The organism is Actinoallomurus vinaceus, from assembly GCF_039542055.1.
Classification (GTDB): Bacteria; Actinomycetota; Actinomycetes; order Streptosporangiales; family Streptosporangiaceae; genus Actinoallomurus; species Actinoallomurus vinaceus.
In genome coordinates this window covers 274,104-297,501 of sequence record NZ_BAABHK010000002.1, presented here as the reverse complement: position 1 = coordinate 297,501, position 23,398 = coordinate 274,104, and the positions used below count along the sequence as shown (strand labels likewise).

General features: G+C 71.9%; 26 protein-coding genes. 18 read left to right on the top strand and 8 right to left on the bottom strand.

All coding sequences use genetic code 11. The features are described 5' to 3' along the window. The first annotated feature begins 5 nt into the window (after positions 1–5). Positions 6–884 carry a helix-turn-helix domain-containing protein gene (locus ABEA24_RS07530; RefSeq protein ID WP_345429932.1) on the top strand — a complete coding sequence of 293 codons (879 nt, stop codon included), beginning with the start codon at positions 6–8 and terminating at the stop codon, positions 882–884. A gap of 50 nt (positions 885–934) precedes the next feature. Here the strand turns inward: ABEA24_RS07530 and ABEA24_RS07525 are convergent, their stop codons facing one another. Next, complete coding sequence (locus tag ABEA24_RS07525) at positions 935–1,798, bottom strand: LysR family transcriptional regulator (RefSeq protein ID WP_345429931.1); 864 nt, start codon at positions 1,796–1,798, stop codon at positions 935–937. Positions 1,799–1,905: 107 nt separating this feature from the next. Between ABEA24_RS07525 and ABEA24_RS07520 the strand changes: the two genes are divergently transcribed. After that, on the top strand, positions 1,906–2,859 hold the full coding sequence (locus ABEA24_RS07520) for a DMT family transporter (RefSeq protein WP_345429930.1): 954 nt from the start codon (positions 1,906–1,908) through the stop codon (positions 2,857–2,859). Here the strand turns inward: ABEA24_RS07520 and ABEA24_RS07515 are convergent. Beyond that, entirely contained in the window at positions 2,804–3,907 is a 1,104-nt protein-coding gene (locus ABEA24_RS07515) for a site-2 protease family protein (protein ID WP_345429929.1), read from the bottom strand. The genes ABEA24_RS07520 and ABEA24_RS07515 overlap by 56 nt on opposite strands. Positions 3,908–3,984: 77 nt before the next feature. Between ABEA24_RS07515 and ABEA24_RS07510 the strand changes: the two genes are divergently transcribed. The 12 genes from ABEA24_RS07510 to ABEA24_RS07455 all read left to right on the top strand — a co-directional run bounded on the left by ABEA24_RS07510 (position 3,985) and on the right by ABEA24_RS07455 (position 14,749). Next, complete coding sequence (locus ABEA24_RS07510) at positions 3,985–5,550, top strand: glycoside hydrolase family 10-like protein (RefSeq protein WP_345429928.1); 1,566 nt, start codon at positions 3,985–3,987, stop codon at positions 5,548–5,550. Positions 5,551–5,678: 128 nt separating this feature from the next. Beyond that, positions 5,679–5,882: a DUF3040 domain-containing protein gene (locus ABEA24_RS07505; RefSeq protein ID WP_345429927.1), complete on the top strand. Its 204-nt coding sequence runs from the start codon at positions 5,679–5,681 to the stop codon at positions 5,880–5,882. 334 nt (positions 5,883–6,216) lie between these two features. Beyond that, a complete protein-coding gene (locus ABEA24_RS07500; RefSeq protein WP_345429926.1) occupies positions 6,217–6,792 on the top strand; it encodes an RNA polymerase sigma factor in 576 nt (191 codons plus the stop codon). After that, positions 6,779–7,567, top strand: coding sequence for a methylated-DNA--[protein]-cysteine S-methyltransferase (locus tag ABEA24_RS07495; RefSeq protein WP_345429925.1), 789 nt, complete (start codon positions 6,779–6,781; stop codon positions 7,565–7,567). Before ABEA24_RS07500 ends, ABEA24_RS07495 begins: the two co-directional genes overlap by 14 nt. A gap of 129 nt (positions 7,568–7,696) precedes the next feature. Continuing rightward, positions 7,697–8,830 (top strand): acyltransferase family protein, encoded by a 1,134-nt coding sequence (locus tag ABEA24_RS07490; RefSeq protein WP_345429924.1) that lies wholly within the window; start codon positions 7,697–7,699, stop codon positions 8,828–8,830. Between the two features lie 71 nt (positions 8,831–8,901). Continuing rightward, positions 8,902–9,171, top strand: coding sequence for an ArsR/SmtB family transcription factor (locus ABEA24_RS07485; RefSeq protein WP_345429923.1), 270 nt, complete (start codon positions 8,902–8,904; stop codon positions 9,169–9,171). A gap of 161 nt (positions 9,172–9,332) precedes the next feature. Then, a complete protein-coding gene (locus ABEA24_RS07480) occupies positions 9,333–9,836 on the top strand; it encodes an EF-hand domain-containing protein (RefSeq protein WP_345429922.1) in 504 nt (167 codons plus the stop codon). Positions 9,837–9,857: 21 nt separating this feature from the next. Next, positions 9,858–11,303 (top strand): class I adenylate-forming enzyme family protein, encoded by a 1,446-nt coding sequence (locus ABEA24_RS07475; protein WP_345429921.1) that lies wholly within the window; start codon positions 9,858–9,860, stop codon positions 11,301–11,303. Then, positions 11,290–12,117, top strand: coding sequence for an SDR family NAD(P)-dependent oxidoreductase (locus ABEA24_RS07470; protein WP_345429920.1), 828 nt, complete (start codon positions 11,290–11,292; stop codon positions 12,115–12,117). The genes ABEA24_RS07475 and ABEA24_RS07470 overlap by 14 nt, the downstream gene beginning before the upstream one ends. After that, positions 12,117–13,289: an FAD-dependent monooxygenase gene (locus ABEA24_RS07465; RefSeq protein ID WP_345429919.1), complete on the top strand. Its 1,173-nt coding sequence runs from the start codon at positions 12,117–12,119 to the stop codon at positions 13,287–13,289. The genes ABEA24_RS07470 and ABEA24_RS07465 overlap by 1 nt, the downstream gene beginning before the upstream one ends. A gap of 22 nt (positions 13,290–13,311) precedes the next feature. Further along, positions 13,312–13,857, top strand: coding sequence for a hypothetical protein (locus tag ABEA24_RS07460; protein WP_345429918.1), 546 nt, complete (start codon positions 13,312–13,314; stop codon positions 13,855–13,857). A gap of 97 nt (positions 13,858–13,954) precedes the next feature. Then, entirely contained in the window at positions 13,955–14,749 is a 795-nt protein-coding gene (locus tag ABEA24_RS07455) for an SDR family NAD(P)-dependent oxidoreductase (protein WP_345429917.1), read from the top strand. 25 nt (positions 14,750–14,774) lie between these two features. Here the strand turns inward: ABEA24_RS07455 and ABEA24_RS07450 are convergent, their stop codons facing one another. From ABEA24_RS07450 to ABEA24_RS07435, 4 genes are all read right to left on the bottom strand, one after another. Continuing rightward, positions 14,775–15,530 carry a nuclease-related domain-containing protein gene (locus ABEA24_RS07450; protein ID WP_345429916.1) on the bottom strand — a complete coding sequence of 252 codons (756 nt, stop codon included), beginning with the start codon at positions 15,528–15,530 and terminating at the stop codon, positions 14,775–14,777. A 326-nt stretch (positions 15,531–15,856) separates the two neighbouring features. Continuing rightward, a complete protein-coding gene (locus tag ABEA24_RS07445; protein WP_345429915.1) occupies positions 15,857–16,471 on the bottom strand; it encodes a MarC family protein in 615 nt (204 codons plus the stop codon). A 222-nt stretch (positions 16,472–16,693) separates the two neighbouring features. Continuing rightward, positions 16,694–17,218: a MarR family winged helix-turn-helix transcriptional regulator gene (locus ABEA24_RS07440; RefSeq protein ID WP_345429914.1), complete on the bottom strand. Its 525-nt coding sequence runs from the start codon at positions 17,216–17,218 to the stop codon at positions 16,694–16,696. A gap of 1 nt (position 17,219) precedes the next feature. Beyond that, the gene (locus ABEA24_RS07435) at positions 17,220–17,915 is read right to left on the bottom strand and encodes a zinc ribbon domain-containing protein (protein ID WP_345429913.1); all 696 of its coding nucleotides are present in this window, start codon (positions 17,913–17,915) and stop codon (positions 17,220–17,222) included. A 229-nt stretch (positions 17,916–18,144) separates the two neighbouring features. On the opposite strand from ABEA24_RS07435, the gene ABEA24_RS07430 reads away from it, so the two are divergent. The 3 genes from ABEA24_RS07430 to ABEA24_RS07420 are packed head-to-tail and all read left to right on the top strand — an operon-like array spanning position 18,145 to position 20,734. Next, positions 18,145–18,279, top strand: coding sequence for a hypothetical protein (locus ABEA24_RS07430; protein ID WP_345429912.1), 135 nt, complete (start codon positions 18,145–18,147; stop codon positions 18,277–18,279). Continuing rightward, positions 18,276–20,189, top strand: coding sequence for a DEAD/DEAH box helicase (locus tag ABEA24_RS07425; protein ID WP_345429911.1), 1,914 nt, complete (start codon positions 18,276–18,278; stop codon positions 20,187–20,189). Before ABEA24_RS07430 ends, ABEA24_RS07425 begins: the two co-directional genes overlap by 4 nt. Next, complete coding sequence (locus tag ABEA24_RS07420) at positions 20,189–20,734, top strand: SWIM zinc finger family protein (RefSeq protein ID WP_345429910.1); 546 nt, start codon at positions 20,189–20,191, stop codon at positions 20,732–20,734. The genes ABEA24_RS07425 and ABEA24_RS07420 overlap by 1 nt, the downstream gene beginning before the upstream one ends. Here ABEA24_RS07420 and ABEA24_RS07415 read toward each other — a convergent pair. After that, positions 20,722–21,519 (bottom strand): alpha/beta fold hydrolase, encoded by a 798-nt coding sequence (locus tag ABEA24_RS07415; protein WP_345429909.1) that lies wholly within the window; start codon positions 21,517–21,519, stop codon positions 20,722–20,724. The genes ABEA24_RS07420 and ABEA24_RS07415 overlap by 13 nt on opposite strands. 64 nt (positions 21,520–21,583) lie before the next feature. Further along, a complete protein-coding gene (locus ABEA24_RS07410; RefSeq protein ID WP_425551153.1) occupies positions 21,584–21,964 on the bottom strand; it encodes an ArsR/SmtB family transcription factor in 381 nt (126 codons plus the stop codon). 112 nt (positions 21,965–22,076) lie between these two features. Here ABEA24_RS07410 and ABEA24_RS07405 point away from each other — a divergent pair, with 112 nt between their 5' ends. Next, a complete protein-coding gene (locus ABEA24_RS07405) occupies positions 22,077–23,312 on the top strand; it encodes an MFS transporter (RefSeq protein ID WP_345429908.1) in 1,236 nt (411 codons plus the stop codon). Positions 23,313–23,398 lie beyond the last annotated feature (86 nt).

The following is a 23,398-nucleotide window of genomic DNA, read 5'->3' as shown; positions in this document are numbered from 1 at the left end:
GTCACGTGCTGTCGACCGGGGCGCCATTCGACTGGGCGTCGGTGGATGTGGCGGTCCCGCGCCCGTCAGGTCGGCTGCCGGGGATCAGCATGGCCGGGTTCAGCCATCGTGCCCCCGCACCCGCGGACATCGCCATGGTCGCGCACCCGTCCGTCACCCTGCTCTTCGATCTGGGCGAGGGGGAAGGCATCGTCTACGACACCCACGGCCGGCACGAGCGCGGCAGTGTCGTCGTCGGGCTCGTCCCCGGCGATCTTCGGGCGACCGGCCGGGGGGTCGACGAGTGCCTCCAGATCCGGCTGGATCCGGTGGCGGCGGCTGCGGTGCTCGGCGCGTCGGCCGAGCTCAGCGGGACGATGGTGTCCCTCGAGGATGTCTGGGGCCGCGACGCCGGGCGCGCCGAGGACAGGCTGCGCGCCGCCGCGTCGTGGGACGAACGGTTCACGATCGCGGGGGAGATCCTCGGCCGGCGGCTGGGCGCCCGTCCACCGGTCGATCCGGAGGTCGCCCACGTCTGGCGTCGGACGCTCACCGGCCGGGGGCGGGTCCGGGTCGACGGCCTGGCGGACGAGGTCGGCTGGAGCCGCAAGCGCCTGTGGTCCCGCTTCCGGTCCCAGCTCGGCATCACGCCCAAACGCGCCGCCCGGCTGGTGCGGTTCGACCACGCCGCCCACCTTCTCGCGGCGGGTCACGCCGCCGCCGGCGTCGCCACCGAGAGCGGCTACGTCGACCAGTCCCACCTCCACCGCGAGGTCAAGGCGTTCGCCGGGCTCACGCCCACGGCCGTGGCCGTCGCGCCGTGGCTCGCGATCGACGACGTCGCGTGGCCGGCTTCGTCGCCGACACGGAGCCCTGCGACGGCGGGCGAACGCATCCTTCGCTGAACAGCCTGCTTCGGCGCCCGATCGCCGGGAACCCGTGCGTACTCCGATGTTCAGGGCGCGACGGCTGCGGTCGAGGTCACGAGGGCGGCGGCGGCCGGGTGCCAGGGCCGGTCGGCCGGTCCGGTGAGGACCAGTCGCCGGGCGACCGGCGGATCCACCGGGACCATCACGAGGTGGGGGACGAGCATCGCGGCCGTCAGGCCGGGAACGATCGTGACGCCGATTCCGGCGCGGACCATGGCCAGCAGGGTGCCCATGTCGCGGATCCGGTGCGTCGGCCGGAACGGTACGCCCGCCCGGCGGTGCAGTTCGCAGATGTGACGTTCGCACCCGCCGCAGGACAGCAGGAAGGGGTCGTCCTCCAGGTCGGCGACGCCGATGCTCTTCTCCTCGGCGAGCGGGTGGTCGTCGCGCAGCAGGGCGTGGAAGACGTCGTCGGCGAGGGTGATGCCGGGACCGGGCGGCGGGTCGATGAGGACGGCCAGGTCGACGGTGTCGCCGGCGAGCCAGTCGGCGACCTCGTCGTCCTCTCCCTCGAACAGCGCGACGTCGACCCGGGGCAGGTCCGCCTTCCACCGGGCCATCAGGTCGGGCAGCAGGCCCTGGCAGACGGTCGTGGGGGCCGCGAGCCGTACGGTCCCGGTGGGCAGGCCGTCCTGCTGGGCGGCGAGGTCGGTGATCGCCGTGGTGGCCGCGAGGGTGGCGCGGGCGTGGCCGAGGATGCGCTCTCCGAACGCGGTCGGGCGCGGGCGGCCGTGGCGTGTCAGGACGGCGCTGCCGAGGGTGCGTTCCAGCGACGCGACGGAGTGGGAGACCGCCGACTGGCTCACTCCGAGCCGGTCGGCGGCGGCGCCGAAGCCGCCGTGGTCGAGCACGGCGACGAACGCCCGCAGCTGGCTGATGTTGAGGGTCATGAGTTCTTCTCATGGGTCTGGCGCGGTCACTTGTTGGACTCATCTTCCCTCTTGGCCCGAGGATTCCGGCGACCGGTGTCCGGATTCGAGCGATGAGGTGGGAAATGATGACGGAGCGGCCTGGGGAGACCGCGCGATGGGTACCCGGTTTCCTGGTCCTGTCGGTCATCTGGGGGGCGAGCTTCGCGCTGATCAAGGTGGCGATCGAGGCCGGAGTCGCGCCGATGTGGGTGGCCTTCTGGCGGTGTTTCTTCGGCCTGGTGGCGCTGGGCGCGATCTGCGTCGTTCGGCGGGCGGCGCCGCCCCGGGACCGGCTGGTCTGGGCGCACGCGCTGGTGGTGGCCGCGCTGTTGAACGCCGTCCCGTTCGCGCTGTTCTCGTACGCGGAGACCCGGGTGAGCTCGGTGGTGGCCGGCGTGGTCAACGCCACGACGCCGTTGACCACGCTGCTGTTCGCCGTCGCCGTGATCCCCGGTGAGCGGCCGACGCTCCGGCGGTCACTGGGGCTGCTGACCGGGTTCGGCGGCGTGCTCCTGGTCCTGGGGAGCTGGCGGGGGCTCGGCGGCACGATGGTCGGCAGCCTCGCCTGCCTCGGGGCGACCGTGTGCTACGGCGCCGGCTTCACCTACACGCGGCGCTTCTTCTCGGGCCGTACGGAGTCCGCCGCGGTGCTGTCGGCGGTGCAGATCCTGTGCGCGACCGCGGAGCTGGCCGTGGTCACGCCGCTGTGGGCCGGTCCGCCCGGCTGGCCCGGAGCCGGCGCGGCCACGGCGCTGGTGGTGCTCGGAGCGGTCGGCACCGGGCTGGCGTACATCCTCAACCTCGGCGTGATCCGGGCGGCCGGGCCGACGGTCGCGGCGACGGTCACCTACCTGACGCCGCTGTGGTCCACGCTCCTGGGCGCGGTGCTGCTGTCCGAACCGCTGGGCTGGAACACCCTCACCGGCGGCCTGGTGATCCTGACCGGGGTGATCGTGGCCCGGTCGCCGCGCCGGGATACGGGCGTCAGCGCACCGGGAAGCCCGGGACCTCGCGTGCCAGGTGCTCGAGTTCGCGGGTGAGGTCGTGGGGCGTCACGATGCCGACGAGCCGGTCGCCGTCGAAGACGAGGAGGCGTTCGCGCGAGAGCCGGGTCAGCAGTTCGGTGAGCGGCGTCTCGGCCGTCGTGCGCTCGGCGTCCTCGACGAGCGCGCCGACGGGCGTGTCGGGCGGCTCCCGGCGGATCCGTTCGGCGGTGACGACGCCGCGGACGACGCCGTCGTCGACCACCGGGTAGGCGGCGTGCCGGTGCCGGGGCAGCATCTCGCGCAGGAACTCGGCGACCGGCATCGCGCTCGGCACGGTGAACGGATCAGGGGTCATGATGCGGCGGATCGGGATGCCGTCGAGCCGCGCCTTGAGCCGGGCCTGCGCGGCCTCCAGCCCGGCCGCCGTGATCAGGAACCAGCCGACGAGCGTGAGCCAGAGGCCATCCGCGGTCCACATGGCGAGGTAGAAGCCGGTCAGCATGGTCACCCAGCCGAAGGCGCGCCCGACCTGGGTCGTCTGCAGCGTCGCCTTCAGCCGGTCCCCGGACATCCGCCACAGCAGGGCGTGGACGAGCCGGCCGCCGTCCAGCGGCGCGGCGGGGAGGACGTTGAAGGCCGCCAGCAGCGCGTTGATCACCGCGAGCCAGGTGACGCACCCGCTCACCAGGCCGTCGACCCCGGTGATCATCAGGCCGGCCGATGCGATGCCGAACCCCGCCGCGAGCAGCACGCTGACCAGCGGCCCCGAGCCGGCGATCCGCATCTCGGCGGCGGGAGTGGGGGGCTCGCCCTCGTACTTCGCGACTCCGCCGAGCAGCCACAGGGTGATCCCCGTCACGGTCAGGCCGTTGCGCCGCGCGACGATCGCGTGCGCCAGCTCGTGCGCGAGCAGCGAGACGAGGAACGCCAGGGCGGTGAGCAGCCCGCCGAGCGCGTACATCACGGGGTGCAGGCCTTTGTACGTGCGGGGCAGCTGCTCGCCGGCCAGGCCGTACGTGATGAGCGCGAAGACCACCAGGACGGTCCAGTTGACGCCGACGCGCACGCCGCCGATCCGGCCGAGCCGGAGGGTGTCGTTCATAGCCGCCGCCTTGTTGTCGTCCCTTAGGAATGGATACCCGCCAAAGCACACCGAAGTCTCAGGCAGAATGCCCTCTCGTGGGTTCTTCCATCGCCAAGAGGAGCGTCGCGGCACTCGCGGTCCTCGCCGTCACGGCAGGCTGCGGTGGTCACGACGGCCCTTCCGGGTCCCCGAGGGCACGGGCGGCCGAATGCGGCCAGGTGTCGATGGCGCGCACGGACGCTGAGCGGCAGACCCGAGCGATGTGGATCGTTACGGTCGGCAACGGCGACTGGCCCGCCCGGCCGGGGCTGCCGGCGTCGGTGCAGCAGGCGCAGTACCGCGCCCTGCTGGACATGGCCGTGCGGCGGAACCTCAACACCGTCTACGTGCAGGTCCGGCCGACCGCCGACGCCTTCTACCCCTCCCCGTACGAGCCGTGGTCCCGGTATCTCACCGGAAAGCAGGGCCGCGACCCTGGCTACGATCCGCTGAAGTTCCTGGTCGACGAGGCGCACAAGCGGGGGCTGGAGTTCCACGCCTGGTTCAACCCCTACCGCGTCAGCACCGGGCCGAGCCGTAAGGCGCTGGCCCCCGGCAACCCGGCACGGCTGCATCCCGACTGGGTGTACCGCTACGGCGACGCGCTGTGGTACGACCCGGGGCTGCCCCAGGTGCGGGACCTGGTGAGCAAGGTCGTCCTGGACGTGGTGCGCAAGTACGACATCGACGGCGTCCACTTCGACGATTATTTCTATCCGTATCCGCTGCCGGGGGAGGAGTTTCCCGACAAGGCGGCCTTCAAGAAGTACGGCGCCGGTTTCAAGAGCGTCGCCGACTGGCGCCGGCACAACGTCGACGTGCTCGTGCAGGGCCTGTCGACCGGGATCCATCAGGCGAAGCCGTGGGTGAGGTTCGGCATCAGCCCGTTCGGGGTGTGGCGGAACAAGTCGGAGGACTCGAACGGCTCGGCGACCCACGCGCTGCAGAGCTACGACGACATCTACGCCGACACCCGCAAGTGGATCAAGAACGGCTGGATCGACTACGTCGTGCCGCAGCTGTACTGGCCGATCGGGTACCCGCCCGCGGACTACCGGACGCTCGTCGCCTGGTGGGCCCGGCAGGTGGCGGGCACACGCGTGCAGCTGATCATCGGGCAGGCCGGCTACCAGATCGGGCACGGCGGGCCGTGGAACGCCACGGCGGAGATGTCCCGGCATCTGGCGATCGACGCGAAGCACCCTGAGGTCACCGGTGAGGCGATCTTCAGCGCGACCGATCTGCGGCAGGACCGGCGGGGGTTCGCCTCCCGGCTGTTCCGCGATCACTTCGGCCGTCCGGCGATCGCCCCCGCGAGCCCGCGCACCGCCGGCGGGCCGCCGTCGGCGCCCACGCGTCTGGCGGCCAAGGACCGCCGGGTGAACTGGAAGGGGTCCGGGGCCATGGCGTACGCCGTCTACCGGTCGCCGGCCAAGGGCCCGGCCTGTACGTCGCCGGACCCGCATGAGCTCCTCACGGTCGTGCCGGGGCAGACGACCCAGATAACCGACCACACCGCGAAATCGGGTCACGTCTACACGTACTACGTGACAGCGCTGGACGGGCAGCACCGGGAGAGCCCCCCGACCCGGGGCGCCCACATGACCACGGAGGGCGGCTGAGCAGGGCTTCGGCCGCGGCGATGCCACATGTGGCCGTAAAAGGCGATGCTCACTAGCCTTTTGAGGTTTCCCATGCTTAACAAACAGGGGATGATTCCTGGAAATCTGTGACCCCCTGGAGGTGCGGCGTGGCGCTCTCAATGGAGGAGGAGCGAATCCTCACCGAGATCGCATCTCAACTCGGCCAGGAAGACCCTCGCCTGGCCGACCGGTTGTCCAACTTCGGGCGTCTGCGCAGGCGGCGGCGCATCCGGGCCGCCGTGGCGATCGTGGTCGCCGTGCTCGTGATCGCCTCGTTGCTGGCCGCGGCCTTGGTCACCGTGCCGGTCTGACGAACGACAGCGCCCCCGCGGAGGTCCTCCGCGGGGGCGTCGCACGCCTGGGCCGGTGTGGTGGTCGCCTCTCGGCGAAAGGCACAACGCGGCTCCTGCTCCGACCGTAGGCCGGACGGTATTCCGCGAAGGCGGTAGGTGCGGCCCGGGGACACATGCCACACCGGCCCCACCAGCCTAACCGATCCCGGCGGTGTCCCGGCATAGCCGCGGCGGCCGGTCTCAGCGCAGCGTGATCAGGGTCCGCCAGGCCATGTGTTGATCTACAATGTAAAGGCGGCAGGATAGGAGTGATGTTCCGCAACCCGAAGACCCTGCCCGGTGTTCTACGAACGTGACTGAAACCGATATCCGCCTCCCGATCGTGACCGCGCTCACGGAGGACCTCGACACCGGATTCGTCGCGCTGTTCGACGGCTACCGCAACGTCGTGTTCTCCGCCGCGCTGCGGCTCTGCGGTCGATGGGCAGACGCGGAGGACCTCACCGCGGAGGCTTTCCTGCGCGCCTACCGTGCCCTGGCCGGTTATGAGCCGCAGCGCATCGCGACGCTGCAGCCGCGTCCCTGGCTCATGACGATCCTGGCGAACCTCTGGCGCAACGCCGCGCGCTCGGCCGCTCGGCATCCGCCGCCGGCGCCGCTCGACGACGCGCCCGAGGCGGCCGATCCGGGGGAGCCGACCGAGCGGGTCGCCGAGCGGTCCGAGACGGGCCGGGAGCTCGCCGCGCTGCTCGGGGAGCTCCCGGAGGAACAGCGGCTCGCGGTCGTGCTGCGGCACGTCGCGGACCTGCCGATCGCCGAGATCGCGTCGGTGCTCGGCGCCCCTGAAGGAACGGTCAAGTCCCACATCTCGCGGGGTCTGAAGCGACTCCGCCTGCTCTACCCGGGGAGGTACGATGAGCGCTCTTGAGCCCACCGATCCGCAGGGCCTCGACCGAAGCGACCCGCTGGTCGCCGGTCTCGCCGCGCTGGCCGCCGACGCGCCGGCGGGCCTGCTCGACCGGGTCGCGGCGCGCTGGGTGCGCGTCGACGCCGCGGTCGGCGGCGTGTACGTCGCGATGACCGACCAGGGCGTCGCCTATCTGCGCACCGGACAGGACGAGGACGAGTTCGTCGCCTCGTTCCGGGGCCGGTTCGCCCGGCCGCTGCTGCCGGGCGGCACCCCGCCGCCGGCACTGCGTCGGGCGCTGGAGACCGGGCGTCCCACCGGCGTCCGCCTCGATCTGCGCGGGCTGCGGCCCTTCGAGGACGCCGTGCTGCGCGCCGCCGCGGACATTCCCCGGGGGGAGATGCGGCCGTACGCCTGGATCGCCGAGCGGATCGGCCGGCCCAAGGCCGTCCGGGCCGTCGGCACGGCGCTCGGCCACAACCCGGTGCCGCTGCTGATCCCGTGCCATCGGGTGATCCGCTCCGACGGGCGGATCGGCCAGTACGTCTTCGGCACCCCGGCCAAGGAGCGGCTGCTGCGCATGGAGGAGGTCAACCTCGACGAGGTCGGCACCCTGGCGGCGAAGAACATCCACTTCGTGGGCAGCGACACGACCGGGATCGTGTGCTTCCCCACATGCCATAACGCGCGGCGGATCACCCCGGCGCACTGGCACGGCTTTCGTACCCTGGTACAGGCCGAGAGCGCCGGCTACCGGTCCTGCCGGCACTGCCGTCCGGGAGCCGACGTGTCGTAGCGCCCGTGCCGGCGCGGGTCGTGAGCGCCCGTGCCGGGCGCGGGTCGTTCAGGCGGTCTTGAGCCTTCGTTCAGAAAGACCGTGTTGACTGATCCGGTCAGCCGTCGTCCCCGACCAGGGTTACTCGTTTTGAGCATCCGCACCGACGCCCTCCGTTCCGACGCAGCCCGCTCCCGCACCGACCCTGTCCGCAACGATCCTGTCCGCCACGCGTCCGCCCGCCACGATCCTGCCCGCGCCGACCGCGACCCGTACTTCGACAACGCGAAGTTCCTCGCCGTCGTGCTCGTCGTCATCGGCCACGCCTGGGAGCCCCTGCGCGGGGCGAACGTCGGCGGGCGGCTGCTGGAGGCGGCGCAGACGTTCATCTATGCCTTCCACCTCCCCGCCTTCATCGTCATGTGCGGGTACTTCTCGCGCGGCTTCCCGGCCGCACGCGGCCGCACCCGCAAGCTCGTCGCCGCGATCGTGGTGCCCTACGTGCTGTTCAGCGTCGCGTACCCGCTGTGGGCCGGACTGCTGTCCGGCGACCACGTCGGCTGGGACCCCCTGGAGCCGTACTACCTGACGTGGTTCCTGCCCGCTCTGCTGCTGTGGCGGCTGTCGACGCCGCTGTGGCAGCAGATCCGGTACCCCGTCGCGGTCGCCGCGGCGATCTCGATGCTCGCCGGGTTCGTCACCCTGCCGAGCATGCTCAACGCGGCGCAGGTCCTGTCGTTCCTGCCCTTCTTCGTGCTCGGGCTGACCCTGCGGCCGCACCACTTCGCGTTCCTGCACCGCCGGGCCGTCCGCGTCGCCGGCCTGGCCGTGCTCCTTCTCGGCGGTCTCACGGCCTACCTGCTCGCGCTCAACGTCGACCCCGAGTGGGTGCACTGGCGGCGCAGCTTCGGCCAGCTCGGCGTCGGCGCGTCGGCAGGCGTGGGGTTCCGGGTCGTCGCGATGGCCGCGGCGCTGATCCTGACGGTGGCGTTCCTGGCGGTCGTGCCCGCGCGGCGCACGTGGTTCACCCGGCTGGGCTCGGCCACGATGTACGCCTATCTGCTGCACGGCTTCGTCACGCTGTACCTGTCCTACCAGGACTGGTACTACGGCATCTCCGGGGGACAGGTCGCGCTGGTGACCGTCGGCTGCGCGCTCCTGGCGGTCGCGCTGTCCGGCGACGTGGTGCGCCGGGGCTTCCGGTGGGCGGTGGAGCCGCGCCTGGACTGGCTGTTCCGCACGGCCACCGCCCGGCGCCCGGTGGCCGACGGCCGGTCGGACTGAGGCCCAGGGAGCGAACGCGGCATGGCGGGCGCCGGGAGTGCCGGCGCACGCCGCGGCGCCCGGCCCGACCGGTGACGGTCCGCCGGGCGCCGCTCTCCGCGCTGATCGGCGGCGATCGCGCGGCCACCCTCGCCATCGTCGCCGAGGCCGGATCCTCGACCACCATCGTCGCCGAGCGCGTCGGCATCTCCGTGCCCGCCGCCAGCCGCCACGTCGGCGCTCTCCGCGACGCCGGCCTGGTGACCGGCGTCCGGCGAGGGCCACACGTGCTCCACACCGTCACCCCGCTCGGCGCCGAGCTGCTCTCAGCGGGCAGTGAAGATCGCCGCAGATCCGATTGACTACAATTGGTTATCGATCAAGTGCTTAGGGTAGCTTCGGGTTGCCGACCTCCCATCAGCGAGTTCCCCTCCGTCACCTGCCCCACGGCCGGTCGAGGTGGGAGCCGGCGGATCCTCAACCGTGTGATCCCAGGATCACGAACCCGAATGGAGAACCCCCCATGGCCGTGTCTTCTCCGGAACGCCTGCGGATGCGCTTCGATCTCCTCGACGTGGACGGCAGCGGTGCGCTGACGTCCGCCGACTTCGCCCTCTTCGCTTCGCGCGTCTGCGGCGTCCTGGGCATGCCCTCCGATTCGCCAAAGGCCAAGGCGCTGGCGGAAGGGTGCCGGCGCTTCTGGGAGGGCCTGGCCGCCGCTGCCGACCGGAACAAGGACGGGAAGGTCAGCTTCGAGGAGTACTCCTCGTTCTCGCACGACGACGCGTGGTTCGCCGAGCATGGCGAGGCGTACGTGGCGGCGGTGTCCACCGTCTGCGACCTGGACGACGACGGCCTCATCGAGCGCGATCACTTCCTCGGCCTTCACAGCGCCGGGGGTTTCCCGCTGGCGTACTCGACAAAACTCTTCAGCGACCTGAACGGCGGAGAGGCCGGCCGGGTGAGGTCGGACAGGTTCGCCGAGTTCCTGCGAGCGTTCTACACCGGCGCCGACGACCTGCTCTGACGCGGGCGGGGCCGCGCTCTCATGCTGGTGTGCAGCGATCGCACGGTGAGCCACGTCGAGCTGATGGCGCTGGCGGACGCACGGGCGGCCAGGCTTGCGGACTGCGGGATCGGGCACGGTGATCTCGTAGGGCTGTGCCTGCCCAACGGCTGCGAGTGGGTGGTGGCGTACCTGGCGCTGGCCCGGCTCCAGGCGTGCTGCGTGCCGCTGAACGCGGCGTCGGCCGTCGCGGAGGTCGCCCATGTGGTCCGCGACTGCGGCATGCGCGCGCTGTTCGTGTCCGCCGATCGGGCCGAGGCACTGGAGGAGGCATGCGCGGACCGGGTGCTGCTCTGCCCGGACGGCGCGGTCCCCCGAGCCCGGCCGGCACCCGAGCGCGAGTCCGGGCAGGGGGCGCCCGTCGGCGCCGCCTGCCTGGCCTACACCTCCGGGACGACGGGGACTCCCAAAGGAGTCATCCAGACGTGGCGAGCGGTTCGCGCCGGTGGCTCCAACCTGGGGAGACGGCTGCGGCTCGGCCCACGGGATCGGGTAGTGACGGCATTGCCGCTGGCACACACCTACGGAACGAACGTCATGAACGCCGCCCTGGGTAGCGGCGCGGACCTGATCCTGCTGGAACGCTTCGACGCGGAGGCGATGCTGGAGCGGTCGGCCCGGCACGCTGCAACGGTGATGGCAGGCGTACCCGCGATGTACCGGTGTCTGCTGTCCCAGCCGGACGGGCCTACACCGCGGTCACTCCGTTGCAGCCTGTCCGCCGGCCAGTGCGCCGGAGAGGACCTGGCCACGGCATGGGAGGAACACAGCGGCGCGCCCTTCGTGGAGGGATGGGGGATGACGGAGCTGGGCGGAATGGCCGCGTTGGCCGCGCCCGAGCTGACCGGCCGGCACGGTACGGCGGGAACGGCGTTGCCGGGCATCCGGCTGCGAGCGGTGATGACCGAGGCCCCCGAGCATGTGGTGCCTCCCGGCGAGCCGGGCGAACTCCAGGTGTACGGACCGATTGTCACCCCCGGTTACTGGAACAGCCCCCGGCAGACCGCCGCGGCGATCGGTACGGACGGCTGGCTGCACACCGGTGACGTCGGCGTCATCACCCCCGACGGGCGCGTCCGGATCGTCGACCGGATCAAGGACGTCGTTCTGTCCGGCGGCCACTCGGTGTTCCCCGCCGAGCTGGAACATGCCATACGCGGGCATCCGGCGGTTGGCGACGTCGCCGTCGCCGGGCTTCCCGACGCCGTCCTGGGCGAGATCCCGTGCGCGTGGGTGGTGGCCGAGCCGGGTGCCGCCCTCACCTCCGAAGAGATCATCGGGCACTGCCGGGCGCTGCTGACCCCCTACAAGCTGCCGCGCCGGGTGGTCCTGGTCACCGGCCTGCCGGTCACCGCGAACGGCAAGGTCGATCGGCGTGCCCTGACCTCGATGACCTCCGGGAGCGAGAATCCGCATGTCGCTGAATGACCGGCTCCAGCTGCGCGGTCGTGCCGCACTCGTCACCGGGGCTTCGAGGGGGATCGGCGCGGCCGTCGCCGGGATGTTCGCCGCCGCCGGCGCAGACGTGGCCGTGCTGGGGCGATCCCGCCGAGACCTGGACAGCGTCGCCGCGACGGTACGGTCGCACGGCCGCCAAGCCCTGGTGGTCGAGTGCGACGTCACCGACCCGGCCCAAATCGAGGCCTCGTGCACCACGGTCGAAGAGCGGCTCGGCAGAGTGCACATCCTGGTGAACAACGCGGGCGGGCCCGTCTTCCAGGCACCCGTACTGCACATCCGCGACGACGGCTGGGACCGAGTGCACAACCTCAATCTCACCAGTGCCTTCCGATTCGTCCGGCGGCTGGCCCCGGCGATGGCCGAACGGCGCGAGGGCTCCATCGTCAACATCGGGTCGATCGCGGTAGCCCGGCCGTGGCCCGAGATCGCTGCCTACGGCGCGGCCAAGGCCGGTCTCCGACATCTCACCCAGGCCCTCGCCGGCGAGCTGGGGCGCCGGGGAGTGCGGGTGAACACGGTCAGCCCGGCATGGATCGCCACCGCGGTCAACCACGCCTACATCGGCGACCCCGACCTGTCAGAGACGGCCCTGGACATGGTGCCGCTGGGCCGATGGGCGACCCCTGACGAGGTCGCGACGGTGGTGACCTGGCTGGCCTCTCCTGCGGCCTCCTTCGTCACCGGAGCCGACATACCCGTCGACGGCGGCTTCGCGGTGGCCATGCCCTCGCACGCCCGGACCACGCTGAGCCGCGTACGGCCACCCGAAGGAGCCGCGTAGTGATCGACGGTTCGGTCGTCGTAGGCGCGGGCCCCGTGGGACTGGCGACCGCCCTGCTCGCACGTTCCCGCGGCCTGTCCGTGCACGTGCTGGAACGGCTGCCCGCCACCGCGTCCAAACCCGGCAGCCGCGCGATCTTCCTGCACCGGCAAACGATCCAGACCCTCGCGACAGCCTCCCCCGCCCTCTCCGACCAGCTGGTGAGCGAAGGCCTGGTATGGCCAGGACGCACGACGTACTGGGCCGGCCGGCAGGTCCATCACCACCGCTATGAACCGGTGCCCCCCAAGCTCGCACCGTTCGTCAGCCTCCCGCAGCCCAGGATGGAAGAGCTGCTCCGCGAGGCGGGCATGCGGGCGGGCGTCACCATTTCCTGGAGCACCGAGGCCGACGAAGTGGTCAACGAAGACGCCTCCGTCCTCATCCGCACAGCCGGCGGCAGGGAATGGCGGTCGGCGTTCGTCGTCGCGGCGGACGGCGCCAGGTCGGCCGTGCGGCACCGGCTGGGCGTCCCAATGAACGGCGACACCACCGGCAACGCGTTCGTAGTCGTGGACATCGCCGACGACCCCACCCGGCCACTGCCCGCAGAGCGGGTCTTCCACTACCGGCACCCGCTGGCCGCGGGCCGCAACGTGCTCTTCGTTCCCTTTACCGGAGGTCACCGCATAGACCTGCAGTGCCGCACCGGCGACGACCCCGCGCTCCTGGCCACCGACCCGCACACCTGGCTACGCCCCCTCCTGCCACCCGGGCACGCCTGCGAGGTCACCTGGTCCTCCCACTATCTCTTCCGTCAGACGGTCGCGGAGACCTTCACCATCGGCCGAGTCCTGCTTGCCGGAGAAGCCGCGCACCTCTTCGCGCCCTTCGGCGCCCGTGGACTCAACTCCGGCATCGCCGACGCAGCCGCCGCCATCAACGCGATCGTCACGGCCGACACCGACCACCGCGCGCTCGCCGACTACGACCGGGTAAGACGGGCCGCCGCCGAACGCAACCGTGCCGCCGCAGGACAAGCGCTGGCACACCTGACGGCCACCGGCCCGCATCGCCGGGCCGCGCAACGAGCCGCGGCAGTCGCCGCCCACGTGCTGCACCGCGCCGGAACGTGGCTCGACAGCAAACCCTACGGACCGCGTGATGCCGGGATCCCCGGCAGCCTCTATTGAACGTCCGCTCCCCGAGGTTCCCATGACGCCCCAAAGGATCGTGCTGCAGTCCGTCAGCGCAGAGGCCTTCACCAATCCCCGGACCCGAACGCTCCTTTCCCACACCGGCTCCACCACCAGCCTGCTCGAGCACATCCTGGACGAACACGTCAACGTCCACGCCATGGATGTGTCTCAGGCGGCCGTCGGGCGGGTCTGCCCTGAGGCGGCTTCGCCGCTCGACCTGCCCACCGGCGCCCCCGTCCTGGTCCGCCGCACAACGCTGGGCACCACCCACCACCAGGTCTCTCGCAACCTCGTCCTGGCCGCGCTCGGCCGGCTGCCCTGGGCCGACACCTTGCTGCGCTCCTGCACCACACCACTCGGACGGCATCTTCCCCAGCCACATCGCCGCCATCCGTTGGGACACGGCCTGGACTCGTGGACCCCCGGACGCGCCGCCGTCGCCAGGTGGTACCTCATCATCGACTCCGACACCGCGCAGCCGGCACTCTTCATCCGGGAAACCTTCAACCCGGACCTTTTCGATCCCGCGACGACGTGCCCGCCATCCCATGCGCGCCCATGAACGCTCCCCTCGAACGCGGACAGCGCGCCCTGCCGCCCGAGGTCGCCGACGCTGTGACCGGCAGGGTTGATGCCGGGTGGCGGGGAAGGATGAAGCGATGAACATCGATCTGTCGGGCCGCCGGGCCCTGGTCTCCGGATCCAACCAGGGCATCGGCCTGGCCATCGCCACCGAACTCGCCCGCGCCGGTGCCGCCGTCGTCGTGAACGGGCGCGGGAAGGACCGGACCGAACAGGCGGCCGCCACCATCACCGATCAGCTACCGGACGCGCAGGTCACCGCCGTGGCCGCCGACCTGTCGACCGCCGACGGCACGGCCGAACTGCGTGACCGGGTGCCCGAGGTGGACATCCTCGTCAACAACCTCGGCATCTTCGGCGCCAAGCCGGTGCTGGAGGTCGACGACGACGAGTGGCGCCGCTACTTCGACGTCAACGTTCTGTCGGCGGTCCGCCTGACGCGCACCTACCTTCCCGGCATGATGGACCGCGGCTGGGGGCGGGTGATGAACATCGCGAGCGACTCGGCGGTGGTCATCCCGGTCGAGATGGTGCACTACGGCATGACGAAGACCGCGCTGCTGGCGGTCTCACGGGGTTTCGCCAAGGCCGTCGCCGGCAGCGGCGTCACGGTCAACTCGGTCATCGTCGGCCCCACGCACACACCGGGTGTCGAGGCGTTCGTCAGTGAGCTCGTCGGCGAGGACCTGCCCTGGGACGAGGCCCAGCGCAGGTTCATGCGCGAGCATCGCCCCGGCTCCCTCATCCAGCGGCTGATCGAGCCGGCCGAGGTCGGCGCCATCGTCGTCTACCTCGGCTCGGACTACGCCTCGGCCACGACCGGCGGAGCCGTCCGCGCCGACGGCGGCTACGTCGACTCGATCCTGCCCTGAACGCGGCCGGCCTGCCGCCCCGCGGTCAGCGGACGACGATGGCCTGGCTGCTGATCGGCAGCCGGTGCGCGGCTTCGGCGATGGTCGCCACCTGCTCGGGGGAGAAGCGGATGCGCTGGCGCCGGATCCAGCCGGGCAGACGGTGCAGGCGGATGAGCGTGACGCCGTCGGCCTCGACGAGGCCCTTGGCGAGATGACCGCCGTGGATGACGGCGACGGCCTCGACGGCGACCTCGCCGCCGAGCCGGTCGGCCAGCATCGCGGCGGCGGCGTCGGCGCGTTCGCGGAGCGTGGCGGCCATCTTGGCGCCGGACCGCTCGTCGACGAACAGGGTGTCCTGGTAGGCGGCGATGTCCGTGTCCGGGGAGACGGCCTGGTTGTCGATCAGCAGCACGCCGGTCGGGCCGATCACCAGATGGTCGATCTGGCCGCGTCCTGGGATGTTCCTGCCCTGCAGGACGCGGTATCCGCGCCAGTCGAGGGTGAGGCGCAGGACGGTGGAGGTGCGGCGCTCGCCGCGTTGTCCCTTACGCCAGACGCTGGACGCCATCCGCTGACGTAGGTAGTAGAGGGTGTCCGCCAGGGCGATCACCGCCGCGGCCACCAGCCCGAACCAGACGTCGACGAGGACCGTGCCGACCACCAGGCCGAGGGCGGCGAGCCCCCCGCGCACCTGGAGCCGCCGCCGCTTCCCCTGCGCCCAGAGTTGCTCGTGCACCGCCTGGGGCGACCCGCCGATCAGCGCCGGGTTGTCCGGAACATAGATCGACCGACCGAACATCGCGCGACCCTTTCGTTCGTGGGAGTTTATTATCCCGTGATCTGGGCGGGCGGGTTACGCGAGTGACAACGTTAAACACAAAAGTAACAAATGAAAGTTGCGCGAAAGTGTGCGGGCGGCTTGCATGCAACCTGCAGCTCGGCTTTCACCTGCTGTGACGGCTTGGATGCGTCGATTGCGGTTCGGTCCCGGATCGCGGTGTCGCGCGATGAAGACGAAAGCATACTGCTTTTATCTCCGGCGAATGCAGCGGTACTGAGATCGGCGTTATATCGCCGTATCGGAGGCGGGCCCGGAACACCGCCCGCCGACGGTTTGGCGGCCGCTCAGGGGCGAGCCGATCGCGCGATGACGCCCATTCCCTCGAGGCCGACGATCAGCAGTTCCACCCCGACTGCCGCCAGCAGCAGCCCGAGAAGGCGGCCGGCGACCTCGATCCAGGTGCGCGGCACTCGGTGCAGCACATAGGTCAGGGCCAGCATCGTCAGAAGGTTGCTCGCGGCGACGGCCGCATAGGCCAAGGCGACGAGCGCCGACCAGCCCCAACCCTTATGGGTCACCGCGAGCACGATGATCGACGTCATCGCGAGCGGGCTGACGACATAGGGGAGCAGCAGGGCCCTGAAGGCGTCGGTCGACGACCCGGCGGGCGTTTCGGTGTGGCCGTCGAGGACGAGCCGCAGCGCGTACACGAAGAAGATCCCGCCTCCGGCGATCTCGACGTCCGCATGCCCGATGTGGAACAGGTGCAGCAGCGGGTCGGCGGTCATGGCCACCACGACGCCGCACAGCATGGCGGTGGCGGTGGTCCGCACCGCCAGCTGACGCAGGGCACGACGATCGCGACCTTTGGCGAGCTGGGCGAAGCTCAGGATGACCTTCGGGGGTCCGGCCACCGCGATGAGGACGGCGAAGACGTCCCAGAGGTCCAAGCGCCACATCCCGGCGTCATGCCTGGTCGGGGACGTACGCAAACCTCCAGGGCGACCGCCGCGCCGTGCGGACCGGCAGGCCGCTGCGGGCCATTACGGCGAAATCCGCTGGACGGTCCGCGCGCCGACCGCCAGCCGTTCGGTGAGCGCTCGCGCCCACAGCGGTGCCGGGCCGCGCCCGCCCCTCGTCGTGGCCGGGTGGCCGCGCGCGGACGGGTCACGCCTTCATCGTCACTCGCGGGTGTCCGGAAGGGAAGACCCCGGCCCGCCCCGAGGTCGCCGGGTGCCCGCCCGCAACCTGGCGACCTCGGCTCGCGCGCTCTCGCGGCCCGCCTCGACGAAGGTGAGCAGCGAGTGCAGTTGGGCGTCGTCGAAGGTCGCCAGGAACTCATGGGTACGGTCGGTCAGCCCGGCGTAGTAGTCGGCGATCCGTTTCAGGCCTTCAGGTGTCGGCTCGATCAACACCTTGCGCCGATCCCGTGGGTCGGGGCTCCGCCGAACGCAGCCGGCGGAGTCCAGTCGGTCGATCATGCGCGAGACCGATCCCGGCGTCAGGCCGATCCGCTCGGCGAGGACGGCGGCGGTGGTCGGCCCGCCCCGGTTGAGGGCGTGGAGGCAGTGCAGGTCGCTGGCGACGACGCCCATCCGTTCGGCGATCAGGTCGTTGAGCTGCACGATCGCATCGACCCAGTCCGGCAGGGCGTGGACGATCCGCTCGGCCGTCCCGGTGCCGGCGTTCGGTTCGCGCTTGGTCATGTCAGCTCCTTGGCCGTGAACGGTCGGGCCTACGGCTCGGGTGTTCACGCCTTGTTGCGCTCCCCGTCGCGGCTGGCTGTCGTGCCGGGGTCGCATCTCCTTTGCCCCTGGTGTTGGGGTTGGGGACGGGCATGCTGACGAATGCCCACGCCACGCACGCGCGTTTGCGGATGTTGGTGGCGGCGATGACGTCGGCGGGGCCAGCGAACCCGCACCGGCGGCAATGGAAGGTATCGCGGTCGGGCCGGTTGGCCCGCGTGGTGTGTCCGCACCAGGGCACGGGACATTGCTGGGAGGTGTAGGCCGGGTCCACTTCCACGAACGGCACCCCGGCCCGCAGGGCCTTGTACTGGAGGAAGGTGCCGAGCTGGTGGAAGGGCCAGGAGGAGTGTGTGGCCCGCTGGTGCCGCCTGAGCCGTACCCGATCGCGTATCCCACTGAGTTCTTCCTGGGCGTGCAGGGTGGTGTAGGCGTCGGCGACCTTACGGATCACATGCAGCGCGGGCTGCGCCGACAGCCCCCGCGCCTTCAGCTCTGCGTAGATGAGCTTTTGCAGCTTCTGCCGCGCGAACACGCCCTGGGCGAACGCGACCGCCGACACCTCATTGGCCGCGGCGTTGCACAGGGGCAGGGTCGCCGCGAGCGCCGCCGCCTGCTCCGGTGTCGGCAGCGGCTTCACCTGCACCACCAGCTTCACAGCCAGTGACCCTACAAGTGCGCACGCCGATTTCGGCGCCGAACTCCGCGAGTTCAACGGCGAACCGACCACATTCACCTGCTCGTGCACTACCCGCCCAAGATCGCCCTGTCCCGAAGCCGAGTTGAAAGCGGCTCGGCCTCTAGTTTATGTTGCGCGACACAATCATTGTGCAGCGCAAGATGTGTGCGATGCGCACCCATGCTCTCATCCGACGAGGAGCCCGCCCATGCCGGCCACGACCGTCCCCGCCCCACCCCCGGTCACGCAAGGACGGACCCTGACCCTGATCGCGCTTCTGGCCGTCGCCTTCCTGCCGCTGGCCGGTCGGCGCGGCTTCGAGTGGAGGTGCGGTGTCCGGTGACTGATCTGGTGGGTACGCCGGTGAGTCGTCCTGGTGTCCTCCAGGCGACCTTCATCCCGCGGGAGAGTGCCATGGCGTGGTGGGGCGTGCGCGAGCCGGCGGACCTGCTCGCGGAGACCGGACTGCCGCCCGGGCGGCCGGCGGTCTGCCGGTTCGCCGTCCCGGTCACGGACGGCGCGGCGGAGGCGATCGGCCCGCGAGAGGTGCCCGTACGCCTCGCCGACCTCGACGGGGCGCTTCCGGCCCTGCGCGCACTCGGTCGGCGGCGCCGGGCCGAGACCGCCCTCGGCGCGTCCGTGTGGGCGTGGCGGGAGGCGGCGCTGCTGGCCGGCGACGACCGGCGCGAGGAGGAGTTCGGGGCGCTGGCCGCCCGCATGCCCACGGCGGCGCACTGCGTGCTGGGTCCGGACGGCACCGCGATCAGCTCGGCACCGGCCCTGCTCCGAAGGTTCCGGCAGATGGTCCACACCCGCCGCGAGCTGGGTGCGGCGGCGGTACGGGCGGACCTGCGGCCGTACCAGGTCACGGGCGTGGCCTGGCTCCGGGCGCTGCCCGAGACCGGCGGGGGAGGGATCCTGGCGGACGAGATGGGGCTCGGTAAGACCCTGCAGGCCATCTGCCTGCTGGCGACCCGGCAGGGACCTCGGGCGACCGGCCCGCACCTGGTCGTCTGCCCGACCTCGGTCGTCGGCAACTGGGCGCGCGAGCTGGCCCGCTTCGCGCCGGCGATCCGGGTCATCGGCCACCACGGCCCCGGACGCGGACTGCCGGATCCGGTCCCGCCGGGCGCCGTGGTCATCACCAGCTACAGCGTCCTTCGCGCCGACGCCGCGACGCTGACGGAGATCTCCTGGGACGTCGCGGTGTTCGATGAGGCGCAGCAGATCAAGAATCCCGAGGCCCTCGCGACGAGGACCGCCGCCCGGATCCCGGCCCGGCTCCGCGTGGCGATGACCGGCACCCCGGTCGAGAACCGTCTCGACGAGCTGTGGTCGATCCTCAACGTGACCAATCCCGGGCTGCTGGGCGGCCGGGCGCGCTTCCGGCAGCGGTTCGGCGTGCCGATCGAACAGCGCCGGTCGGCGACGGCCGCCAAGAGGCTCGGTGCCCTGGTGGCACCGTACGTCCTGCGACGGACGAAGTCCGACGTCGCCGCCGACCTGCCGCCCAAGCAGTTCGTCACGGTCGCCTGCTCGCTGACCGGGGAGCAGGCGCGCCTGTACCGGGACGCCGTGGACCGGGCCTTCACGGACGGCCTGGGAACGGGCGCCGCACGCCGGGGCCGCGTGCTGGCCCTGCTCACCTCGCTCAAGCAGATCTGCAACCATCCGGCGCAGTTCCTCGGCGACGACGGCGACCTCGCCGGCCGGTCCGGCAAGCTCGACCGGGTCACCGAGATGCTGTCGGAGATCGTCGCGGACGACGACCGGGCCCTGATCTTCACCCAGTACCGCGTGATGGGCGAACTCCTGGTCCGCCACCTCACCGACACGCTGGGGACGCCGGTCCCGTTCCTGCACGGGGGCCTCGACGTCCGGCGGCGCGACGCACTCGTCCACGCCTTCCAGACCGACGACGCCGCGCCGCCCGTCCTGCTGCTGAGCCTGCGGGCCGCCGGCTTCGGGGTGAACCTCACCCGGGCCGGGCACGTCGTCCACTACGACCGGTGGTGGAACCCGGCGGTCGAGGACCAGGCCACCGACCGGGCCCACCGCATCGGCCGGCGCGGACCGCTCACCGTGCACACGCTCGTCACCGGAGGGACCGTCGAGGAGCACATCGCCCGCCTGCACGACGCGAAGCGCGCGCTCGCCGGCGCGGTGTCCGGGGACTCCGCGGCGGCCCTCGCCGACCTGCCCGACGAGCGCCTCCGGGCCGTGCTGACACTCGGCGAGGAGGGGCTGCTCTGATGCCCGCCGAGTTCGGCGCCACCCCGTGGGGGAAAGCCTGGCTGCGGACGATCGAGCCCACCGCGGTCTCCCGGCCGAACCCGTTGCTGCCGAAGGCCCGCAGCCTCGCGCGGAACGCTGCCGTCACCCTCCGTACGGCCGAGGCCGGCCGGCTCGACGCGGAGGTGAGCGCCCGTGGCGTCGTCCACCGCGTCGCGATCGAATTCCCCTGCTGGAGCGGCGAACTGAGCACCGAGGTCGCCGGCCTCGTGGCCGACGCGGCACCGGTGCCCGGGGACCTGCCCGACGGACTCGAAGCGACCCTGACGAGGCGGGGCGCCGACATCGCGGCGCCCGCCGGCGAACGGGCCGCCGACTGCGGATGCGGCGCGGGCGACGGCCCGTGCGCGCACGTCCTGGCGGTCCTGTACGCCGTGGTCCAGCGCATCGACGAGACGCCCGCGCTCGCCGTCGAGTTGCGCTGCCGCGCGCCTCTCCAAGCGGCGGCCGATCCGGACTGGATCCCGCTGAGCGACGTCCCGGTCGAGGGTTTCTACGGAACCTGAGCCGGCCGGGCGGAGCTGCCCTCCAGGAGCACCCGGGCCACCAGCCGCGGGTCGTCGGCCATCGGAACGTGCCCGCACCCCTGAAGCCAGACGAACCGGGCGTGCGGCAGCGTCTGCTGGGCGCGGACGGCCTGGCCGGTCCGCAGGAGACGGTCCCGGGTCCCCCAGGCGATCGTCACCGGGACGTCCGGGACCTCGCCGCGGAACGTCGACCGGCGGCCGGCGCGCAGGGTCGGCTCGAACCCGGTCGCGCCGCGCAGCGCGGCGGCGTCGGCCAGCAGCGTGTCGATCGCGATGAGGTCCGGCCGCCCGTAGATCATCCCGAACATCAGGGTGCGCAGCCGCGGCGAGCGCGCCAGCCGGCGCATCGTCGCGGCGGGAACCCCGGCGCCGAGGCGGCACGCGCGCAGCACGAGCGCCGCGTACCGGAGCTCGAGGGGCGTGAAGAACCCGGCGGGGGACAGCGCGGTCACCGAGCGCGCGAGCCCGCGGTCGGCGGCCTCCAGCGCGAACAGTCCGCCGAGGGAGTTCCCGGCGACGTGCGGGCGGTCGAGGCCGAGCCGGTCGGTGAACTCCCGCAGCATGCTGATGGCGGTGTCGAGGTCGTACGGGGTGCCGGGCGGCAGTGGCGGCGACGCGCCGAAGCCGGGCAGGTCCACCGCGATGACGTCGCGTTCCTTGGCGAGCAGGTCGATCACCGGCTCCCATGCCTGCCAGCGGTGGCCGATGCCGTGCATGAGCAGCAGGGGCGGGCCGTCGCCCCGCCGTTCGAAGACGATGTCCACCCGCCGAGCGTAAGCCGAAGTTACCGCTCGGTCACTATGACGGCGCTCACTTCTCCCGGGGTGTTCAGCCGGACTCCGGGGACCAGGCGATCACCAGGTCCACCAGACCGGGGAAGCGGGTGTCCAGGTCCTCGACGCGGACGTGGCTGCGGCGTTCGAGGCCGTACTGGCGTTGCCTGATGACGCCGGCCTCGCGCAGCGCCCGGAAGTGATGGGTGAGGGAGGACTTCGGGCGGTCCAGGCCGAACCAGCCGCAGGGGTGGTCGAACGCCTCGCGTTCGAGCAGGAGCTTGCGGACGATGCGCAACCGCAGCGGGTCGCTCAGCGCGCCCAGCACCGTCTCCAGGCGCAGCTCCTCGATGGCCGGTTCGGGCAGCGGGGGCGGCGTGCCGGGCGGCTCCGGCATCACCGTCACGGCCGGCCTCGTCTGCGCGGTCACGGGCATCAGTGGTTCCCCCTTCGCTCTTGTACGAGTTGAATCGTACAGCCTGCTATGTTCGACTCTGCTCGTACAAGTACGACTTAACTCGTACTGACGCTCGGCGAGAGGAATCTCCATGGCAAGGACCCATCCGGCACACGTCGACGCGGCTCCCACCCAGGGAGCGCCCGGGAGCCCTCCCACCTGGTGGGTGTGGCCGGCGGCATGGCCGGTGACGGCGGTCTTCGTCCTGTCGAACGCGGCGACGCCGCTGTACGTCCTGTGGCAGCGCGACATCGGCTTCTCCAAGGGCACGCTGACGGTGATCTTCGCCTTCTACATCGTCGGCCTGCTCGGATCGCTGCTGGTCTCGGGCGTGCTGTCCGACCGCGTCGGGCGCAGGCCCGTCCTGCTGCCCGCGCTCGCCCTGGCGATGGCGGCGTGCCTGATCTTCGCGACCGCTTCGACGGTGGCCGCGCTGGTCGTGGCCCGGCTGTTCACCGGCATCGCGGTCGGCGCGGTCGTCTCCGCCGGGATGGCCGCGGTGACCGACGTGGCCGGACCGCACCGCAAGCGGCTCGCGGCGCTGCTCGCCTCGTGCGCGATGGTGTTCGGCGCGGGCCTCGGGCCCTTCCTGGCGGGTGTGCTGTCCGAGACCCTGCCGGCGCCGACCGTCACCGTCTTCCTCGTCGAGGCGGCCCTGCTCGCGACGGCGTTCCTCACGGTGCTGCGGATGCCGCTCCGCCGCCCCACGGCGCCGGCGCCGGGCGCCCGCGCCTGGATACGCGTGCCCGGGGTGCCGCGTGGCGACGGCCTCCGGCTGGTGCTCGGCATCGCCGTGTTCGGCCCCGGCATCACCGCGACGTCCTTCGTGCTGTCCCTCGGCCCGTCGCTGCTCGGCGGGCTGCTGCACACCACCGACCGGGCGCTCGCCGGGGCCATGGCCTTCGGGATGTTCCTGGCCGCCACCGGGGTTCAGTTCGCGGTACGACGCCTGCGCAGGCCCACGATCCTGCTCCTCGGAGCGGTGAGCACGACCGCCGCGATGGCCGCTCTCGTCACGGCGGTGCACACCTCGTCGGTCCCGCCGCTCATCGCCGCCGCCGTGCTCGCCGGGATGGGCCAGGGCGCGGGTCAGCTCGGCGGCCTGTCACTGCTCAACTCGAGTGTCCCGCCCCAGCGGCTGGCCGAGGCGAACGCGGCGCTCAACGTGGGCGGCTACGTCCCCGCGGGCGCCCTCCCCGTGGCGGCCGGCTACCTCAGCGACGCCATCGGACTGACCGCCGGCGCGACGATCTTCGGCGCCGTGCTCGCGGCCCTGGCGACCACCGGAGGACTGATCGTCCTCGCCGGCCGCCGCCGGATCCGGTGACCCGGCCGCACCCGGGCGTCGCCGACGAGTTCGCCGAGCGGATGGCCGGGCTTCGCGCCGTCCGGCAGGCTGAACGAGCTGCCGGC

Bases quoted from the DNA above. Each gene is read 5' to 3' on its own strand.
- ABEA24_RS07430 (WP_345429912.1), top strand. From the start codon at position 18,145: ATGCCGGCCACGACCGTCCCCGCCCCACCCCCGGTCACGCAAGGACGG.
- ABEA24_RS07460 (WP_345429918.1), top strand. From the start codon at position 13,312: ATGACGCCCCAAAGGATCGTGCTGCAGTCCGTCAGCGCAGAGGCCTTC.
- ABEA24_RS07455 (WP_345429917.1), top strand. From the start codon at position 13,955: ATGAACATCGATCTGTCGGGCCGCCGGGCCCTGGTCTCCGGATCCAAC.
- ABEA24_RS07470 (WP_345429920.1), top strand. From the start codon at position 11,290: ATGTCGCTGAATGACCGGCTCCAGCTGCGCGGTCGTGCCGCACTCGTC.
- ABEA24_RS07520 (WP_345429930.1), top strand. From the start codon at position 1,906: ATGACGGAGCGGCCTGGGGAGACCGCGCGATGGGTACCCGGTTTCCTG.
- ABEA24_RS07515 (WP_345429929.1), bottom strand. From the start codon at position 3,907: ATGAACGACACCCTCCGGCTCGGCCGGATCGGCGGCGTGCGCGTCGGC.
- ABEA24_RS07525 (WP_345429931.1), bottom strand. From the start codon at position 1,798: ATGACCCTCAACATCAGCCAGCTGCGGGCGTTCGTCGCCGTGCTCGAC.
- ABEA24_RS07420 (WP_345429910.1), top strand. From the start codon at position 20,189: ATGCCCGCCGAGTTCGGCGCCACCCCGTGGGGGAAAGCCTGGCTGCGG.
- ABEA24_RS07410 (WP_425551153.1), bottom strand. From the start codon at position 21,964: ATGCCCGTGACCGCGCAGACGAGGCCGGCCGTGACGGTGATGCCGGAG.
- ABEA24_RS07445 (WP_345429915.1), bottom strand. From the start codon at position 16,471: ATGTGGCGCTTGGACCTCTGGGACGTCTTCGCCGTCCTCATCGCGGTG.
- ABEA24_RS07480 (WP_345429922.1), top strand. From the start codon at position 9,333: ATGGCCGTGTCTTCTCCGGAACGCCTGCGGATGCGCTTCGATCTCCTC.
- ABEA24_RS07405 (WP_345429908.1), top strand. From the start codon at position 22,077: ATGGCAAGGACCCATCCGGCACACGTCGACGCGGCTCCCACCCAGGGA.
- ABEA24_RS07495 (WP_345429925.1), top strand. From the start codon at position 6,779: ATGAGCGCTCTTGAGCCCACCGATCCGCAGGGCCTCGACCGAAGCGAC.
- ABEA24_RS07450 (WP_345429916.1), bottom strand. From the start codon at position 15,530: ATGTTCGGTCGGTCGATCTATGTTCCGGACAACCCGGCGCTGATCGGC.
- ABEA24_RS07475 (WP_345429921.1), top strand. From the start codon at position 9,858: ATGCTGGTGTGCAGCGATCGCACGGTGAGCCACGTCGAGCTGATGGCG.
- ABEA24_RS07440 (WP_345429914.1), bottom strand. From the start codon at position 17,218: ATGACCAAGCGCGAACCGAACGCCGGCACCGGGACGGCCGAGCGGATC.